This window comes from Shewanella abyssi (assembly GCF_023284025.1).
Classification (GTDB): domain Bacteria; phylum Pseudomonadota; class Gammaproteobacteria; order Enterobacterales; family Shewanellaceae; genus Shewanella; species Shewanella abyssi.
This window is the reverse complement of record NZ_JAKIKR010000021.1, coordinates 22,434-40,798: the sequence shown is the minus strand read 5'-3', so window position 1 is coordinate 40,798 and position 18,365 is coordinate 22,434. Positions and strand designations below refer to the sequence as shown.

General features: G+C 46.9%; 13 protein-coding genes and 1 pseudogene. 7 read left to right on the top strand and 7 right to left on the bottom strand.

Annotated features, from left to right (window positions below; all coding sequences use genetic code 11):
- Window positions 1–254 precede the first annotated feature (254 nt).
- Window positions 255–3,317, top strand: a complete 3,063-nt coding sequence (locus L2755_RS11015) for a UvrD-helicase domain-containing protein (RefSeq protein WP_248980743.1) — start codon at window positions 255–257, stop codon at window positions 3,315–3,317.
- A gap of 1,052 nt (window positions 3,318–4,369) precedes the next feature.
- Here the strand turns inward: L2755_RS11015 and L2755_RS11010 are convergent.
- The 7 genes from L2755_RS11010 to prmA form a co-directional block, all read right to left on the bottom strand.
- Window positions 4,370–5,086, bottom strand: coding sequence for a glutamine amidotransferase-related protein (locus tag L2755_RS11010; RefSeq protein ID WP_248980742.1), 717 nt, complete (start codon window positions 5,084–5,086; stop codon window positions 4,370–4,372).
- Between the two features lie 23 nt (window positions 5,087–5,109).
- Window positions 5,110–6,279 carry an iron-containing alcohol dehydrogenase gene (locus tag L2755_RS11005; protein ID WP_248980741.1) on the bottom strand — a complete coding sequence of 390 codons (1,170 nt, stop codon included), beginning with the start codon at window positions 6,277–6,279 and terminating at the stop codon, window positions 5,110–5,112.
- A gap of 31 nt (window positions 6,280–6,310) precedes the next feature.
- Entirely contained in the window at window positions 6,311–7,726 is a 1,416-nt protein-coding gene (locus L2755_RS11000; protein ID WP_248980740.1) for an aldehyde dehydrogenase family protein, read from the bottom strand.
- A gap of 101 nt (window positions 7,727–7,827) precedes the next feature.
- Window positions 7,828–9,195: a glutamine synthetase family protein gene (locus L2755_RS10995; protein WP_248980739.1), complete on the bottom strand. Its 1,368-nt coding sequence runs from the start codon at window positions 9,193–9,195 to the stop codon at window positions 7,828–7,830.
- Between the two features lie 456 nt (window positions 9,196–9,651).
- Entirely contained in the window at window positions 9,652–9,957 is a 306-nt protein-coding gene (fis, locus tag L2755_RS10990; protein ID WP_012153658.1) for a DNA-binding transcriptional regulator Fis, read from the bottom strand.
- A 17-nt stretch (window positions 9,958–9,974) separates the two neighbouring features.
- Entirely contained in the window at window positions 9,975–10,943 is a 969-nt protein-coding gene (dusB, locus tag L2755_RS10985) for a tRNA dihydrouridine synthase DusB (RefSeq protein WP_248980738.1), read from the bottom strand.
- 151 nt (window positions 10,944–11,094) lie between these two features.
- A complete protein-coding gene (gene prmA / locus L2755_RS10980; RefSeq protein ID WP_248980737.1) occupies window positions 11,095–11,976 on the bottom strand; it encodes a 50S ribosomal protein L11 methyltransferase in 882 nt (293 codons plus the stop codon).
- A gap of 382 nt (window positions 11,977–12,358) precedes the next feature.
- Between prmA and L2755_RS10975 the strand changes: the two genes are divergently transcribed.
- From L2755_RS10975 to L2755_RS10950, 6 genes and pseudogenes are all read left to right on the top strand, one after another.
- Complete coding sequence (locus tag L2755_RS10975; RefSeq protein WP_248980736.1) at window positions 12,359–13,063, top strand: fumarate reductase cytochrome b subunit; 705 nt, start codon at window positions 12,359–12,361, stop codon at window positions 13,061–13,063.
- A gap of 150 nt (window positions 13,064–13,213) precedes the next feature.
- On the top strand, window positions 13,214–13,891 hold the full coding sequence (locus tag L2755_RS10970) for a fumarate reductase cytochrome b subunit (RefSeq protein ID WP_248980735.1): 678 nt from the start codon (window positions 13,214–13,216) through the stop codon (window positions 13,889–13,891).
- A 110-nt stretch (window positions 13,892–14,001) separates the two neighbouring features.
- Window positions 14,002–15,999, top strand: coding sequence for a fumarate reductase flavoprotein subunit (locus tag L2755_RS10965; RefSeq protein WP_248980734.1), 1,998 nt, complete (start codon window positions 14,002–14,004; stop codon window positions 15,997–15,999).
- Window positions 15,996–16,742 carry a fumarate reductase iron-sulfur subunit gene (locus L2755_RS10960; RefSeq protein WP_248980733.1) on the top strand — a complete coding sequence of 249 codons (747 nt, stop codon included), beginning with the start codon at window positions 15,996–15,998 and terminating at the stop codon, window positions 16,740–16,742. The genes L2755_RS10965 and L2755_RS10960 overlap by 4 nt, the downstream gene beginning before the upstream one ends.
- Before the next feature lie 159 nt (window positions 16,743–16,901).
- Window positions 16,902–17,783: pseudogene (locus tag L2755_RS10955) on the top strand (LysR family transcriptional regulator); the annotation flags it as partial.
- Complete coding sequence (locus tag L2755_RS10950) at window positions 17,760–18,299, top strand: GNAT family N-acetyltransferase (RefSeq protein WP_346348090.1); 540 nt, start codon at window positions 17,760–17,762, stop codon at window positions 18,297–18,299. The pseudogene L2755_RS10955 and the gene L2755_RS10950, both read left to right, overlap by 24 nt.
- Window positions 18,300–18,365 lie beyond the last annotated feature (66 nt).

The following is an 18,365-nucleotide window of genomic DNA, read 5'->3' as shown; positions in this document are numbered from 1 at the left end:
AGAGGCTTCACTTGAGTAAATTCTGGTTAGCTTAAGGTTAGTTGAATAATCCTGACTCATGCTAGGTTCTGGGATTATTGCCATTGGTGCGCTCTCTTTAAATCAACTCAAAGAGAAAGGTCAAAGCTGGTGGGGCTTACGTTCCTTACGTTAAGTAACTTATAAAGATAATTATTAGCAGCTCAAAACTGGGATATAGTGACGGCCACTCTCTGTTATTTAACGCGTAAAGCCATTTAGTCGTAGGTTGTTAATTGTTACCACAAGACATCGAAAAAAGTATCAGCCATAGTTGGTTTGGCCAACTGTATTTAGGAAAGCCTAATGCGGTTAAGTTATCCGCTGAGGGTATTGAGTTTAGCTGTACTAAAGGCCAGTTTTTAGGGCTCTACCGTAAACCTCAAACAGCGGTTGATGAAGTACGCATATCTTGGCAGCGGCTATCGTCACCACCTATTTTCTCTTTGAGCTTTTTTGGCACTTTGCTCAATTTTCAAGTTGATGGCAAGCCGCAACAGGTTGCCTTTCTCAGTTACTTGGCCAGATCAAAATTTAAACAACACGTTGAAGTGCTGTGGGCTCAAGCTCATGAGGAGCAGTTATGCAGGTTAATAGCACGTATTGAAAACACCCTAGCAAATAACTATCTACGTGCATCGTTACTAGACAAGATGCAGTTACGAATAGCGCGAGAATATAAGCGCTGGTTTCCTTGGTGCCGATCCTTGTGTAAGCCTTTGCGCGATCCCTCGTGCGATCCCTCGTGCGATCCCTTATATGAGTCGGTTGAGTTATCAACACAGACTAAGCTCGCGCTAGATAAGTTACAGCAGTTTTATCGCTGGGATAAAGCGACGATAAAGCAATTGCGTGAAGGCTATGTTCAATCTCAGTTGCTAAAATATGCTGATTTTTTTGAACATGTTGAAACTAACCCGCTAACGGATAAGCAGCGGCTGGCTTGTGTTATTGATGATGATAACAACTTGCTGTTAGCGGGGGCGGGAACCGGCAAAACCAGTGTCATGGTGGGGCGTGCTGGCTATTTAGTCGAGAGTGGCAAAGCCCAGGCGAGTGATATTCTGCTGCTGGCTTATGGTCGAAAAGCTGCTGATGAGATGGATGCACGGATCAAAGAAAAGCTTGGCACTGATGATATCAAAGCCAGTACTTTCCACAGCCTAGGGTTAAGAGTCATCGCTGAAGTTGAAGCAGCGCAGCCGAGCTTGTCGCCTTGGGTTGATGATGAAAAAGCCAAAGATAAGTGGGTACAACAGACGCTAGAGCATTTGATTGAGGATGTGGGCTACAGAAAGTCGCTGTTTGAGTACTTCAGTCAATACTACTATGTTGAGAGAAGCCCGTTCGAGTTTGAGTCAGAGGGTGAGTATTTTGCATACTTAACTGACAATGATATCCGTACACTCAAAGGTGAACGAGTAAAGAGCTTTGGTGAGTTGTATATCGCTAACTGGCTGTTTAGCAATGGTATCGAATACCAATACGAAGCTAAGTATGAGCACGATGTCAGTAGTATTGATTTTCGTCAGTATCAACCTGATTTTTATCTACCAGAGTACGGTATTTATATCGAGTATTATGGCGTTGATGCGGCTGGCAATACAGCGCCTTTCATCGATAATAGAGCCTATCTTGAGTCAATGGCGTGGAAGCGCCAGTTACACCAACAACGCGATAGCACTTGTGTTGAGCTGTTCTATCATCAGCATCAAAAAGGTTGTTTAATCGCTGAGCTTAAGCAGGCTCTATCTGCCTTTAATGTTCAATACTCGCCACTACCCGATGAAGCCATACTTGAAACATTACATGAGTTAGGACGGGTGACTGAGTTGGCAAAGCTCTTCAGTCAGCTAATCGGACTGTATAAAGCCGCTTGTGTTGATGATAAAGGGCTTGATGCCGTATTTGAAAATGCCGCAGATCCCAAGCAGGTGCGCAAGGCATTCGAACTGTTAGCGCCAATATTGAGCCGCTATCAACAACATTTGTCGACTGCGGGCGTTATCGACTTTGAGGACATGATTGGCAAAGCCCTAAGCTACATTCAAAATGGTCACTTTATTAGCCCTTGGCGCTATATTATGGTTGATGAATTTCAAGATATTTCAGAGCCAAGAGCGCGTTTGGTGCGGGCATTGAGGGACTCATGTTCAGCAAGCTCTAAAACCAAAGCGTCACTGTTTTGTGTGGGTGATGACTGGCAGGCTATTTATCGCTTTAGTGGCGCAGATGTTAGCTTAACCACCAAGTTCACTGAATATTTTGGTGCAACAGCCAAGACTTACCTCGATCGCACCTTTAGATTTAATAGCAGCATCGGTGCTGTTGCCAGCCAGTTTGTCAGCAAGAACCCACTGCAGCTTAAAAAGGATATTCGCTCCAATGTTACTGTTACTCAGCCTGCCATTTCATTGATACAGCGTGGAGAAAATCAAGCGGCGACAATAGAGGAATCCAGCGCTAATGCACTCGAGCAAGCATTGAATGCGATTACAGTCAGAGTAGGGCAAGGCGCAGATGGCGTTAAATCTAAACCTAAGATTAAGCCGACGGTTTACTTACTCGGCCGTTTTTGGTTCCATCTGCCTGATAGCAATGGCTTAAGACAACTTAAGCTGAAATACCCAAGCCTAACCATTGAGTGTCAGTCTTTTCATGCATCAAAAGGCAAAGAGGCTGAATACGTGGTGATCACAGGCATGAAAACCGGTAAGCATGGTTTTCCATCAAAAAAGGTAACGCCGCCCTTGTTAGAGGCCTTTTTGCCTCAGGCAGAAGACTTTGAGTATGCTGAGGAGCGTCGACTGTTTTATGTGGCGCTAACCCGTGCCAAGCATCGTGTCTATATAGCGGCCGATATGACTGATGTGAGTCCGTTTGTGGTTGAGCTTATTCAGGACAGCTATGCAATAGAGCAGCAAGAGTTCAATACTTCACTGGTACAAAAGTTGTTTGAAGAGATCAAATGCGTTCGTTGTACGACGGGGACGCTAAAGCCAAGGACGGGTAAGTTTACCTCGTTTTACTCCTGCTCTCATTTTCCCCTATGCGACCATAAAGAAGAGGGCTGTGACCGTTGTGCTAGCCCGATGACGCGTCAACGTTTTGCAGGCTTTAAAGTCTGCCTAAATGACCGTTGCGGCCATACCACACCACTTTGCCATGTTTGTGATGGCGATATGGTATTGAGAGAAAGTAAGCGAGGGGCTTTTTGGGGCTGTAAAAATTATCGCGGCAATAACTCTCCTAGCTGCCGCAATGCAGTCGACAAATCTAAGCTGGCGCTACCGAGTTAGGGTCAGATGACACTAAAATTGATCATAAATGGCAGAGGTTAGCTCTTCTATTGAGCTTTGACTTGCTAACGTTTGATCGTTTGTAACTCGATTTTGGACAAAAACGAGCTAGTTTACGTCTGACATCTGAGCCAGATCCGTCATCCCGCGACTGAATGGCCGTTGATAGTTCCTACAACAATGGCATTTCCTACGTCCGTGTAGGTCAGATTCAGGAGGTAGAGCAATGCAGGGAGCAATTGCCGAGTGAAGCTTCTGGGCCGGATTCCAGTGCCTTTAAGTCTGAAATTATCAGGCCATATTGAAATTGCAGAGCATGCGCCCTGTGTCTTAGCAAGCCGCCACAAGTACGTCCATGTAGGCTCTGCTAAATCATCCGTGATTTAGAAGCTTGCACGCCCCACAGCACATGCTCTGCCAGCAAGTTCAATGTAGCGTCTGACACGCTTCTGGACAAAAGTGGGTTACCTTCTCGCAAAGGTGGTTCCAATTGCCTGCGGCAGGCGTATGTGCAGATACTGCTGAGGCACGCAGCAAGTTCGTCTGACCTCCAAGGACGGAGGAAATGCCAAATTCTGTATGGAACAGAATTGGCCCTGTGGGCTCTACGATGGCGTCCATGCCATCGAAGGCCTCAGCCGCACCTACACTAGGTTGGAAAGAACATTATCTAGCATTTGAGTTTGAAATAGAAACTCAATATTTGATACACAAACAAACACATAGAACACGCCAATCTTCCTCGTTGGAAATTTTTCTGTTTAAATTTCGCCGGGGCGCTGAGGGACTTCTTTTGTATTAGTTAAGCAAGAGGAGGGCAAGCGCTTTGCCCCTAGGCTCTGCTCTTGATTACAAGAATGGGCGAAGCGCCACGACCTTTCTTTTTATTCATAACGATGTGCAGCTTGATGCTCTTGTGCAGAACCCCAATTGTCGAGTAATACATTGAAGGTCGAAATAATCCCACATCTCCCCACTAAATGGCGTGTAGGCCGATAAAAATGACAAAGGTTAATGCTGAGATCTAGCATGTAAATAATCAGACTTTATTATTATTGTTGTTGCAGAAAATTCACTATCCAGCGTGTTACCAGCTTGCCGTCAACGGGCAGCGACAGTGACTCAATGCCTATTTCGACTCTTTGGTGGGGGATGCGGTCACGGCGCGCATTCATGAGATCTTCTGAGTAACGCTTGCTAAATTCAGGGTGCCCCTGAATACCTAAAAAGTGACTGTTTATCTGGACCATATAAAAAGGGCAGAAGTCACTGGCGGCAATGATCTCAGTATCAGCAGGTAGTTGACTCACCTGGTCTTGATGATTCACCAGCAAAGATACCGCCGCAACGGCGTTGTCCATCCAAGGTTTATGCTGAGTAATTGTTGAGGTTGCCACGCCAACGCCCCAGCCTTTTGGTGATTTGACAACCTTACCTCCTAGCGCCTTAACCATCATCTGGTGACCAAAACAGATCCCAATAAATTTTTTCTTAACGGTATAAAGCTCGGCAATAAAGTGCTGTAACTGCAGAAGCCAGGCCTCATCATCGTTGACGCCGTAACGGCTACCTGTGGTGATATAGGCGTCGCATTCATCCACTGACTTAGGGTAAATGCCATCTATTACGCGGTAAACTGCAAACGTCAATTGAGTGCCAAAGTCCTCAATAAAGTCCTCAAACAGGCGAGTAAACATCTGAGGGTAATTTCCATGCTTAGCTTGTAGTGCGTTGCTGACATCATCGCATTGCAAAATACCTATTTTCATACACGTCTCCTGTGTGAAAACCCTTATAGCAGGCGACCGTTAACCGCATTGCTAAACAGTAATGAATACTCGACATCAGTTAAGGTGATCGGATTACCTGCCGCCGCAGCATCTTGGGCTGCCATTTGACCTATTAAAACCACATCAGCTAAATCTATCTCTATCTCAGCTAAGGTGTGTGGAATATTAAGCTGCTCTCTAAGCGTTAACACCCACGATAGAAAACCATCAAAACTAGCATCATCTAACTGAAGATATCTCGACAAGCGTATGATGCGCTCCTCTATAGCGCTGCGGTTTCGGATCAACACATAGGGCATTAAAATCGCATTTAACAATCCATGATGCTTGTTATACAGGGCACCAAGTGAATGCGCGATGGCATGCATTCCGCCTAAACCTCGTTGAAAGCTGGTGGCGCCCATAGTCGAGGCCACTAGCATCTGCGTTCTTGCTGCAACGTCCTCACCATTGGCCACCGCTCTGGGAAGGTAATCCTTAACTAACCGTATTCCCTCAATAGCGATACCCTCTGCCATCGGGTGAAAAAAAGGCGCGCAATAGGCTTCCAAATTATGGGATAAGGCGTCTAAACCGGTTGCTGCGGTAATATGAGCTGGCAAACTTAAGCTGAGTGTCGGATCGAGCAAAACACTCGCAGGAAGCATATTTGGATGAAAGATAATGCGTTTAATATGATGCGGCCCATCGGTGTCGGTGATGACTGACGCGCGGCCCACTTCAGAACCTGTCCCCGCAGTGGTAGGAACAGCCACCACGGGCAGCATTAAGCTTGCATCGACACGGGTCCAATTACTGCCAATATCTTCCGCTTGCCATAGCGTGATGGTTTGCTTGGCTATCATGGCAATGGCTTTGGCGGCATCTAAACTCGAACCCCCACCGAACGCCACCACACCATCAAAATCGCCAGCGTTTAAAAACAGTGCGCCATCGCGAACATTGTTGCCAGTTGGATTGCCCTGAATATCCGCAAATACATCAGCTTCAAGTCCCGCAGCGATGCAGGATCCAATCGCCTCTTTGACCATAGGAAGGCCGGATAAACCGGGATCGGTGATCAACAACACCTTGGTCATATTAAGGGCCTTGCAGCGCTGGCCTAACAGTACTAAGCAGCCTTCACCTACCGTGATGGCGGTGGGGAAATTCCAACTTGCCTGTAAATCCATGATGACTCCTCGACCCCATACGGGCACTGAGTTAAGTATGCTTAATATGAAATGATTTAGGTCGAGTCAGCTGCTCAAATCCTAACTGAGATAAGGTGCAACCTCGGCCAGATTGCTTAACCCCTGTCCAGGCTAATGCGGGATCTAAGTAATCACAGCGATTGAGGAAAAAAGTCCCCGTCTGCAGGCGCTCGCCTAACGCAATGCCTCGGTCGATATCTTGGGTGAATATACTGGCGGTTAAGCCAAAATCACTGTCGTTCATTAAGCGAATCGCTTGCTCATCAGTCGATACTTTCATTATCCCGACCACGGGGCCAAACGACTCTTGTGTCATCACACTCATTGAGTGATCAACTTGGGTGAGAATTTGCGGGGCAAGGTAGGGTGTGCCTTGCTGACTCATGGGGAAAAGTGTTTCGTCTATCTGCGCGATGGCACCGTTCTTAATTGCATCAGCTATCTGCTGCCGGACAAAGTCTGCAGCTGATGTTCGCACCATAGGGCCGAGAGTAGTGGCGGGATCATCTGCCCGTCCCAATTGGTATTGTTCGGTTAAGGCCACTGCCTTAGTGACAAATTCATCAAAAACGCTGTGGTGGAGGTAGATGCGCTCGATACCGCAGCAAGATTGCCCTGAATTGAAAAAGGCACCGTCGACTAAGGTATCAACAGCATTGTCGATATCGGCATCCTCACGCACATAGGCGGGATCTTTGCCACCAAGCTCCAGACCCACACCAATAAAGCGACCACAAGCGGCTTTTTCTACCCTCTTGCCACCATAAACTGAACCTGTAAAGGCGACATAACTGACTTGCTCATTGGCGATAAGCTTGGCGGTATTATCGTGACTCATATGCAGGTATTGAAAAACGCCTTCAGGTAGCCCCGCATCTCTAAATGCTTGGTATAAGCGCTCGGCACACAAGGGGGTTTGAGCTGAGTGTTTGAGGATCACGCAATTGCCCGCCAGTAAAGCAGGAATAATGGCATTTATCGCGGTTAAAAAAGGGTAGTTCCACGGGGCGATGACGAGTACAACACCTAAGGATTCACGTTTTATGTAACGGGTAAAGCCAGCTTTGTCTTCGAGCTTGATATCGGCTAAGGCTTGTTCGCTCGCGTTGATCATATAGTCGCTGCGCTCGGCAACGCCAGCAAGCTCTGTGCCGCCATATCGTATCGGGCGGCCCATCATCCAGCTCAGCTCTTTGGCTATGTCATCTTTATGACTCAATAACTGCTCGATAGCCTTTTTGCATAGGACTTTACGCTGGGATAGCGGGGTCAGTTTCCAGCTGTACTTGGAACCATTATAGGCCGCAGTTGCTTGCTCTACATAGGCCAATACCTGATGCTCGTCCGCGAGCTGACGGCTAACAAACACACTGCCATCTATGGGCGATACCGTGTTTTGCGTCTCTGTTTTCGACGATAACTGCATAAATAACTCAACTCCAATGCTTTCAATTTCACTATTACTGCAACTTAAAATAAGTGGCTTGAGCAATAAAACCCAGCACCATTAAAAAGAGCATTATTGGTTTAAATTATCTCGAAGTAACGCTCCATCTCCCAGTCGGTAACGTGCTTTCTAAACTCACGCTCTTCCCATTCGCGACTGATGACGTAATGCTCGACAAAGGTCTCACCAAAGCAGCTTTTGGCAGCCGTTGACTGCTTGAATCGCTGCGCCGCATCCCACAGGGTGGCGGGCAGCGCTAGTGAAGCATCGTGAGTCTGCTCGTAAGCGTTACCTTTCACTTGTGCTTGTGGTTCTAACTCGTGCTCTATGCCATAAAGGCCGCTGGCAAGTGCGGCTGCAAGTGCAAGGTAGGGGTTAGCATCGGCGGCACCCAATCGATATTCAACCCGTTGAGATGAAGCAGAGCCGGGAATAACTCTTAGAGCCGTGGTTCTGTTTTCCACCCCCCAAGTGGCATCCGTGGGGGCCCAGAAGCCCGGGATCATCCGCGAGTAACTGTTAATGGTGGGGGCAATCATGCATAGGAATTCAGGCATCAACGCCTGTTGACCGGCCAAAAAGTGTCGCTGTATTTTGCTCATGCAGTGAGTTTGGCTGGGGTCATAAAAAGCAGATGTGCCATCTTTGTGTTGCAAAGATAGGTGAATATGACCGCTTTGCCCCGGATAATCCCCGGACCACTTGGCCATAAAGGTCGCCATCAGATCCCGCCTCTGCGCCAACACCTTCATAAAGGTTTTGAACAGCGCGCCTTTATCGGCAGCTGCTTCCGCACTATCAACGGCAATCGCAGCTTCAATCACCCCTGGACCCGTTTCAGAATGGATCCCTTCAATAGGAAAATCCATGGTCTCAGACATCGATAAAATATCCTGATAAAGATCAGCGTGCACCGAGTTACGGATCATCGAGTAACCGAACCAATCTGGGGTAATCGTCTCCAGATTACGGAAGTTCTTTTCGCGGATTGATTGTGGCGTCTCTTTAAACAGAAAAAACTCATATTCCAATGCTGCAAACGGATTAAAGCCCATGCTTTGCGCTTTCTCTATTACCCGTCTTAGTGTTCCTCGTGGGCAGAGTGCTTCTGCTTCTTCGGCAAACTCGGCGATAAATAGCAGCATTCCCTCTTCACCAATCACATCGCGGCAGGTATGGGGTAATATCCTCACCGGCGCATCGGGATAACCCGTGTGCCAACCGGTATATTTGGCATTGTCGTACAGTTGATCTTTAACATCCCAGCCCAGTACCACATCGCAAAAGGCGAAGCCTTTCTCTAAGGAGGCGACAAACTTGGCCTTGGACATATATTTGCCGCGCATCACGCCGTCTATATCGAATAGGCCGACCTTAATATGGGACAGCCCCCGCTCCTCAATGATGGCAATGGCATCGGCAACATTACTGACTTGTCTCGCTTGCATATTCGCGCTTCCGTGTGACTTATTATATTTTTAATAGTAGTCGCTATAGTCAGTTAGGCGTTTTTTAACTGCAAATAGAGAGGCTATGACTTGGCAAGTCTGCTTATATAAACGGGTATAGCGGGGAGTTAGGAGCTTCAAAAAAACTACGATCGTTTCTTAACTGGGCTAATTAAGTGCTAATGCTGTTTATTCGGCCTTTGCTCTTCGGCTGGGTACATTTCAAACTTCATTAAGATAACCTTATTTGATGGGGTAAGATCTCGTGTTGGATTAAAGCAAATGAATGCTTTAAGTCGGCGCTGTGACTTGAACGTTGGACTGACTGAATAGGAGGAGGTGATTAGCTATTATGAGAAATGCCGAATGAGTGATAACTGAGTGTAACCAGACAACAAAAACGGGCTTTCCATCACTGGAAAGCCCGTTTCAATACAACAGCTTAAGAATTACTTCTTAGTTCATGCCATATTTTTTTAATTTTTTACGCAAAGTACCGCGGTTGATACCTAGCATGTTTGCAGCGCGAGTCTGGTTACCGCGAGTGTGTTGCATGATGATATCTAGCAGAGGTGCTTCAACTTCGCTTAACACCATTTCATAGACTTCTTCTGCTTCTTGCCCGTCCATTTGAGCGAAAAAGTTTGTTACTGCACGTTTTACGGCATCGCGTAATAGCTGTGGCTTAATTGCGCCACTTGCGGTTTCAATTTTGCCAACAGTCAGTGGGTGAACTTCAGTGTGAGTTGTTTGATCAAACATTCGTATTCTGCTCTTTATTAATTTGCTGCAAATTCATCAAAATAGTGTTCCACCATGGAACATTGTTCTTCAACGGTCACGAGCTGATTAAACTCAGCTCGAAAAGCGCGTTGTGATTCTTGGTTTAGATACCATCCAACGTGCTTTCTTGCGAAACGAATGCCCTTATAATCACCATACAATGAGTACAGCATTTTAAGGTGTTCAAGCATCAATTGACGCTTTTCATCCGCCTCGACGGGCGCTAGCTTATTACCTGTCTCCAGATAATGTTGGATCTCCCTAAATATCCAAGGTCGTCCTTGAGCGCCCCGTCCTATCATCAAAGCATCTACACCAGTATAATCCAGCACAAAACGTGCTTTCTCTGGCGTTAAAATGTCTCCGTTTGCGACAACAGGTATCGAGATCTGTTTTTTAATTGCTTTAATCGTGTCGTACTCGGCTTCGCCTTTGTACATGCATTGTCGCGTTCTACCGTGAACGGCTAACGAAGCAATGCCACAATCTTCCGCAATCTGGGCGATATGAACACCATTCCTGTGCTCTGGAACCCAACCCGTTCGAATTTTTAGCGTAACTGGCACATCAACTGCTGCTACTACGGCTTTTAGAATCTCTTCTACTAGCTGTGGATCTTGCAGTAAGGCTGAGCCTGCTAGCTTCCTATTCACTTTCTTTGCTGGACAGCCCATATTGATATCAATGATCTGCGCGCCTTGCTGTACGTTCACAGCAGCGGCATTGGCCATTAACTCAGGGTCTGAACCTGCTATTTGAACCGAACGTATCCCGTCTTCACCTGCGTGTGTCATGCGCAAGCGGCTTTTCTCTGTGTCCCAAACATCAGGATTCGATGAAAGCATCTCTGAAACCGCCATGGCTGCGCCATAACGAATACAAAGATTTCTAAAGGGCTGGTCCGTGACGCCTGCCATTGGGGCCACGATCAGCTGATTTTTCAGTCGATAGGGTCCAATCTGCATTTATCAAATCACCTTGCTCGTCAAAGGGGCGCTATAGTACGTCTTTTTCAAGCCGGTGAAAAGGTCAATAAATGACCTGAGGGCAACTTTTTTGCTTGACTTTTGCGAGGTGAGAAGTCTGTCGCGGCGCAGGGTACGCCGCTCAATACCGTTATTTGCGTATTCCTGTCAAGCGGCTCCAGTCGTCTTTGTGAGCAGGCGCATCCATGTCGAACCACTGGTTGTAAAAGGCTGAAACTTCTTCAGCTTGTTCTTTTAGTAGACCAGAAAGGGCAAGTTGGCCGCCAGGTTTCACTTTTTCGGCAATTAATGGCGCCAATTCACGCAATGGGCCAGCAAGAATGTTGGCGACTAAGATGTCAGCTTTTAGATCGGCGGGCTGGTCTTCTGGCAGGTACAGTGAAAGCCTATCTTGTACGCCGTTACGCTCTGCGTTAGCTTTAGACGCGTCAATTGCTTGGTAATCGATATCGATGCCTGTTACACGCTCAGCACCTAGCTTGAGCGCTGCGACCGCGAGAATGCCTGAGCCACAACCAAAGTCGATAACCTCTTTATTGTGGAATTCGAGTCCATCTAGCCACTCTAAGCATAAAGCCGTCGTTGGGTGGGTACCTGTACCGAAGGCAAGGCCGGGATCTAGGATCACGTTGACCGCGGTAGGATCGGGGATTTCACGCCAGCTTGGGCAGATCCATAATCTGTCACCAAACTTTATTGGGTGGAAGTTATCCATCCATTCGCGTTCCCAGTCTTTGTCTTCAACTTGCTCTATCTTATGGCCGAAGTTTTCACCTAGATAAGGTAGCAGCTTTAGCCGTTCAACCACTGGGGCTAAGTCGTGGTCGGCCTCAAATAGTGCAATGATCACCGTGTGGTTCCACAGTGGTGTCTCACCTAAAGTAGGCTCATAGATAGGGGTGTCTTTACCGTCTTCGAAGGTAATGGAGATTGACCCTTCTTCCATCAGCTGATCGCTAAGCGCGTCTGCGTGTGGACCGTCGGTATCAATTCTTAGTTGGATCCAAGGCATGAGAATTCTCGTTAGCTACATATATCGGCGTATTGTATACCCATCTTACCTAAAGATGCAGGATTCAGTGGGAGTTTAATGGGCTTTAATCACTGTTTCACTTGCGCAATTAGAGACTTATCACTAGCTCGCTGCTGCAATGTTCTACCAAACTATAACTAGATTGTTCTGTTTGAAATGTGAGTTCAAGTTGCTGAAAATATGTGGTTAAAAGGTATGACCACCGTTCTTAATTAGATGCTTTGTTTGTGATCTAACTCTAATAGCTACCCAAAAAAGGGTGAGCAAGGTCACGATTGAAAATGCTGCTGCAACGAGGTGATTAACAACTTGCTAGAGTGTAAATCCCACGCCTATGCACAAGATAAACAAGATAACTACCATGTTAGCATCCTACGTAAGCACAACCGGACATCCCGCATCAGCTAAAGCGGACAAAATACAAAGCATCACCGGGGTATTGATGGGCTGCTTTCTGTTAGCGCATCTGCATTTTGAATCTAGCATCTTGCTGGGGAAAGAGGCGTTTTATACGGTAGTGCAATTTCTTGAAGGGGGCATGTTTAGTTCAACCGGACATGGCTTCCCGATAGTCACTAAGATTTTTTCAGTGTTTATGTTGCTAGTGGTGATGGCGCATGCCGCAGTGGCATTACGTCGCTTTCCTGCTCAACTCGGGCAGTGGCGCGCACTTAGACGCCATATGTCGGTGATTAACCATAAAGACAGCCATGCATGGTTCTGGCAGCTGATTACCGGTTTTGTGTTGTTCTTCCTTGTACCTGTCCATCTTTTTACCATGATAGCAAATCCTGAGATTGGTCCACATCTTTCGGCTGACAGAGTCTATAACCAAAATGCTTGGTTGCTATACGCCTTATTACTGCCAGCTGTGGTGATCCACGCCATGATAGGTCTTTACCGCGTTGCAGTTAAGTGGGGTTTAACCACTAAGCGCACGGGTCTGCGTAAGTTGGCTAAGGGTTTAATTGTTTACCTTATCGCTATCGGCCTGCTTAGCCTTATCTCATATTTAATCATTGGTAGTGATTTGAACTTACCTGTTGAAGCTTATCGCCCAAGTTAGAAGCTGTTGCTAAATCCTTAATAGATAAATTAGCTGCAGCTGGATTAATCACTTTTTTGTTGATCTACCTCACTGTTGAAAAGTTATTTGTGAGCGACATTGGTATCAATGTCGTTATACGAAAAATCAACAACATAGATAGGGAAGCGAATGAGAATAATAAAAAATCGCGAAAAACTAAGTGGTTGGCTTGATATAAGCCAAAGTGCAAGTGGTGTCGTGCTTGCCGTATTTCTGTGGACGCATCTGTTATTAGTGTCATCGATATTATTGGGTGAACAGGCGATGACATGGGTAGCTAACACCATGGAGTTGAGTTTTTTATCGGCTGACGGCCATGGTTACCCTTGGGTAGTGTCGGTCATTGCAGTGGTTATTGCCGCTATCGTTTTAGTTCATGTACTGGTTGCGGCGCACAAAATGCCGCTTAATCTTCGTCAGCAAAAAGCGCTAAAGCGGCAACTCAACATTGTTAACCACGGCGATACTCGTCTGTGGGTCTGGCAAGCTGCCACAGGCGTGTTGATTTTTTTAATGCTGCCAGTGCATTTGTGGCTTATTGGCTCCGCACCGGAAACGATTGGCCCTCATGGTAGCGCCGATAGAATTTGGCAACAGGGCGTATGGCTGCTGTATCTGCCGTTACTGTTTTGTGTTGAGCTACATGCGGCGATAGGTGTCTATCGAGTTGCCGTTAAGTGGGGCGCAGCTAGGGATCTCAATAGCCGCAACAGACTGAAAAAGATTAAGAGTATTGTCAGCGCCATTTTTATCGTGGTAGGCATTGCTTCACTGCTGGCATTTTTGCCTTACGCAAATGCTTCGTAGATAAACGGATTACAACAATACTCAGAAATCAAAACTCAGCAATTAAAACTGAGTAAATATAATTGTCGTTATAACCATAAATTGACTCTGCAGCCGCTTAAGGAGCACGTGTGAAACTGATATATACCGATTCGTTAGTGATCGGCGCTGGACTTGCTGGATTACGAGTAGCTATCGCTTCAAAAGAGCGTGGGCTAGATACTGTTGTGTTGTCATTAATCCCTGCTAAGCGGTCGCATTCGGCTGCTGCGCAAGGTGGCATGCAAGCAAGTTTGGGCAATACCGTCAAAGGTATGGGAGATGATGAAGATGTGCATTTCCAAGACACGGTAAAAGGATCGGATTGGGGCTGCGATCAAGAGGTGGCGCGCATGTTTGCTCATTGTGCACCTAAAGCGGTGCGTGAACTGGCGAACTGGGGCGTACCTTGGACCCGTGTAACTAAAGGCCCACGGCAAGTGGTCGTTAACGCTGAGAAAGTCACTATCGAAGAGGCTGAGGAGGCACACGGTTTAATCAATGCCCGTGACTTTGGTGGTACCAAAAAATGGCGCACCTGTTACACCGCTGATGGTACCGGCCACTCGTTATTATATGCCGTCGATAACAAAGCGATATCGATGGATATACCGGTGCATGAGCGTATGGAAGCGCTGTCGCTTATCCATGATGGTGAACGCTGCCACGGTGTGGTTGCCCGCTGTTTGATAACGGGTGAACTACGTGCCTATGTTGCTAAGTCAACCACGATTGCCACTGGTGGTTACGGTCGTATTTATGAAGTGTCTACCAATGCCATTATCTGTGAAGGAATAGGCCAAGCACTGGCGCTAGAAACCGGGGTGGTCAAGCTCGGTAACATGGAAGCTGTACAGTTCCATCCTACCGCTATCGTGCCGGTTGGGATCTTAACGACAGAGGGTTGTCGCGGTGATGGTGGTCTCCTGCGAGATAAAGATGGTCACCGCTTTATGCCAGATTACGAGCCAGAAAAGAAAGAGCTGGCATCCCGTGATGTAGTATCGCGCCGCATGACTGAACATATGCGCAAGGGTAAGGGTGTTGATAGCCCTTATGGGCCGCACTTATGGCTTGATATCACCTTGCTTGGCCGTAAGCACGTTGAGACTAACTTGCGTGAAGTGAAAGAGATCTGTGAGAACTTTTTAGGCATAGATCCCGCTAAAGATTGGATCCCTGTACGCCCCACTCAGCATTATTCAATGGGCGGTATTCGCACCGATGCAACAGGGCAGAATCCACAGTTAAAAGGCCTATTTAGTGTGGGCGAAGCTGCTTGTTGGGATATGCATGGTTTTAACCGACTCGGCGGCAACTCGCTGGCTGAAACTGTTGTCGGCGGCATGATTATCGGCAAGTACGTTGCTGATTTCTGCCAGCAGAATACCTTAGAGATTGATACTGGTCTGGTTGAGTCTTTTGTTGGCAAAGTGCAAAACGAAATTGATGAATTAATCGATGGTGACGGCACTGAAAGTCCGTTTGAGCTGAAAAAGCAGATGCAGCGGATCATGATGGATTACGTGGGCATTTTCCGTAACGGCCCCGAGCTTGAAAAAGCGGTTAATGAACTACAAGAGTTGCTTAAGCGCGCTAATGCGTTAGGCCTTAAATGTAAAAAGCGCCACGCTAACCCAGAGCTTGTAGAAGCGCTGCGAGTTAAACGTATGCTGAAAGTGGCACTAACAGTTGCTGCTGGCGCGGCAGCACGTACTGAGAGCCGCGGTGCACACGCTCGTGAAGATTTCCCGCAGCGTAATGATAAAGACTGGCTAAATCGTACGCTAGCAAGCTGGCCCGATGCAGAAGCGTTATCGCCGACGCTGGAATATGAACAGCTTGATGTGATGAAGATGGAGCTACCACCAGGGTATCGTGGTTACGGAATTAACAATGCCATAGCGCATCCAGATACCGAAAAACGCGAGCTGCAGATCACTGCAGTGTTGAGCCAATTAGGTGATGATGCCGACCGGCACGAAAGACAAAATGCACTGATGCCTTTTGAGGTTCCAGAGGCATTAACGCCCAAGAATGAACGTTTAAGTGAAATGTTACAACAGCAAGTTGCAGGAGAGGCCAAATGAGCCAACAAGCCCCCAAAGGCCGGATGTTAACCTTTAATATATTCCGCTATGACCCACAAGAGCCGGGCGACAAGCCTAAAATGGTGAAATACCAGCTTGAAGAAACACCGGGTATGACGGTATTTATTGCGCTTAACCGCTTGCGTGAAGAGCAAGATACCTCGCTGCAGTTTGACTTTGTTTGTCGTGCTGGTATTTGTGGTAGCTGCGCTATGGTGATCAATGGATTTCCAACGCTGGCTTGCCGCACATTAACCAGCAAGTATCCGAAAGGTGACATCATGTTGATGCCACTCCCTGGGTTTGAATTGATTGGTGATTTGTCGGTTAATACCGGTAAATTTATGCGTGAGCTGGCTGAGCGCTTGAAGCTATGGCTACACCCTATCAGTGATGATATGGATGTTCACCGTTTAGAAGCACCGATGGATCCCGCGGAAGCGGCCAAGCTTTATGAGCTTGAACGCTGCGTCGAGTGTGGCGTATGTGTATCGGCTTGTGCGACTGCACAGATGCGTGACACCTTTGTCGGTGCTGTCGGCATGATGAAACTGGCACGCTTTGAACTTGATAGCCGCGATGGCCGTGAGCTTGAAGATTTTTACCATGTTATCGGTAATCAAGACGGTGTCTTTGGCTGCATGACCTTGCTGGGTTGCCAAGATAACTGCCCTAAAGATTTGCCGCATATGCAGCAGATTGCCTATCTAAGACGAAAAATGGCAGTCACATTGATTTCGTGAAATAGACATAATTAGCACGCCTTGCCATCCATGGGGCGTGGCATAAATGTTCCTGACATTAAAAAGCCTACATTTTTGTAGGCTTTTTTGTTGCTGATGGTTGTAGAATGATTATCTACAATTAAATCAGATGACATCTCGGTAAATAAGGGAATAAAAATGCAGCTAAACGATCTAACCCTTTTTGTGAGAGTTGCTGATTGTGGCAGCCTAACGGGCGCTGCTGTGGAGTTGGATATCTCATCCGCGGTGGCAAGTGCCGGGCTTAAAAGGTTAGAGAAGGAACTTGGTACCACGCTATTTATTCGCAGTACTCGCAGCCTGAGATTAACGGATGCGGGTGAGCGGTATTTGATCCATTGTCGTTCGGCATTAGCCGATCTTGATATGGGGCAACGGGCCATAAACTCAAGTTTGACGCAGATTTCCGGCACCGTGAGTCTGGCAGTCCCCTCGGACGTAGGCCGTAATGTTGTTTTGCCTTGGCTCGATGAGTTTCTTGCGAAATACCCAGAACTTAATCTACGACTTCATATTGGCGATAATTTATCGGATTTTTATCGAGACAAAATTGATGTTGCTTTGCGCTCAGGTAAACCTAAAGATTCATCGCTGGTGGCCTTTAAAATCTGTGACGCTAAGCGAGTGCTATGCGCTTCCCCTGAGTACATTGAACGTATGGGCGCGGTTCATTCTCTAGAGCAGCTACAACAACATAATTGCTTGTTTTTTATGTTAGATGAACGTACCCATGATCAATGGTTTTTCAGTAAAGAGGGTCAGCAACATAAAGTAAGAGTGAGCTCTAATCGCACCTGTAATGATGCTGATATTGCACGCCGTTGGGCGGTAGCGGGTCAGGGGGTTGTGTTTAAGTCTTGGCTTGATTTAACCGATGACATTGAAGCTGGGCGACTCATTCCGATGCTAACAGACTATGTGGGTGAAGATGCTGACTTGTATCTTGTGTGTCCTGGCCGCGAGCATGTAACCCCTGTGGTATTGCTACTGAGAGACATGTTAAGGACGCGCACAAAAGCGTGGCTGGCGCGAACAAATAACAGATTGATTAAAAACATTCCAAACAGGCAACCAATGAAGAGCGTGAGACAAGCGAGTAGTGCAGATTTAGACAGGATAAAGAGGTTAGCGAAGGAGACGATAGACAAGTGTTATCGCTCTTTCTTAGGTGATGAAGGCGTTGACTGGTTTATCAATGGCGGCGGCTCAGACAGAGAGATCAACCAACACCTTGAAGATATCGTGGTACTTGAGGTTGACGGAACAATACAGGGTTACTGCGCTGCAGAAGAGGGCTTTATCCATAGTTTGATGATTAAACCTCAGTTGCAAGGCACGGGCTTGGGCGGTTATTTATTGGCACAAGTTGAAGCTATGCAACACGCGCAAGGCTATGAGCATCTGCGATTAGAAACCTTTAAAGCTAATGAGCAAGCGCTTAATTTCTATCAGAAACAGGGCTGGTCGATTGCGACGGAAGAGCGAGATGAATCGTTTGGGCTGGTTAGAGTCTTTATGCGAAAAATACTCGACTGACGATAAAAATAACGCTGAATTACATATATCCTCATCCTGAAGATGCATCTTCAGGATGGGGATAAA

What these genes read in the sequence shown, in the direction of transcription:
- L2755_RS11010 (WP_248980742.1), bottom strand. Translation starts at nt 5,086, where the DNA reads ATGAAAATAGGTATTTTGCAATGCGATGATGTCAGCAACGCACTACAA.
- L2755_RS11005 (WP_248980741.1), bottom strand. Translation starts at nt 6,279, where the DNA reads ATGGATTTACAGGCAAGTTGGAATTTCCCCACCGCCATCACGGTAGGT.
- L2755_RS11000 (WP_248980740.1), bottom strand. Translation starts at nt 7,726, where the DNA reads ATGCAGTTATCGTCGAAAACAGAGACGCAAAACACGGTATCGCCCATA.
- L2755_RS10995 (WP_248980739.1), bottom strand. Translation starts at nt 9,195, where the DNA reads ATGCAAGCGAGACAAGTCAGTAATGTTGCCGATGCCATTGCCATCATT.
- fis (WP_012153658.1), bottom strand. Translation starts at nt 9,957, where the DNA reads ATGTTTGATCAAACAACTCACACTGAAGTTCACCCACTGACTGTTGGC.
- dusB (WP_248980738.1), bottom strand. Translation starts at nt 10,943, where the DNA reads ATGCAGATTGGACCCTATCGACTGAAAAATCAGCTGATCGTGGCCCCA.
- prmA (WP_248980737.1), bottom strand. Translation starts at nt 11,976, where the DNA reads ATGCCTTGGATCCAACTAAGAATTGATACCGACGGTCCACACGCAGAC.
- L2755_RS10975 (WP_248980736.1), top strand. Translation starts at nt 12,359, where the DNA reads ATGTTAGCATCCTACGTAAGCACAACCGGACATCCCGCATCAGCTAAA.
- L2755_RS10970 (WP_248980735.1), top strand. Translation starts at nt 13,214, where the DNA reads ATGAGAATAATAAAAAATCGCGAAAAACTAAGTGGTTGGCTTGATATA.
- L2755_RS10960 (WP_248980733.1), top strand. Translation starts at nt 15,996, where the DNA reads ATGAGCCAACAAGCCCCCAAAGGCCGGATGTTAACCTTTAATATATTC.
- L2755_RS10950 (WP_346348090.1), top strand. Translation starts at nt 17,760, where the DNA reads ATGTTAAGGACGCGCACAAAAGCGTGGCTGGCGCGAACAAATAACAGA.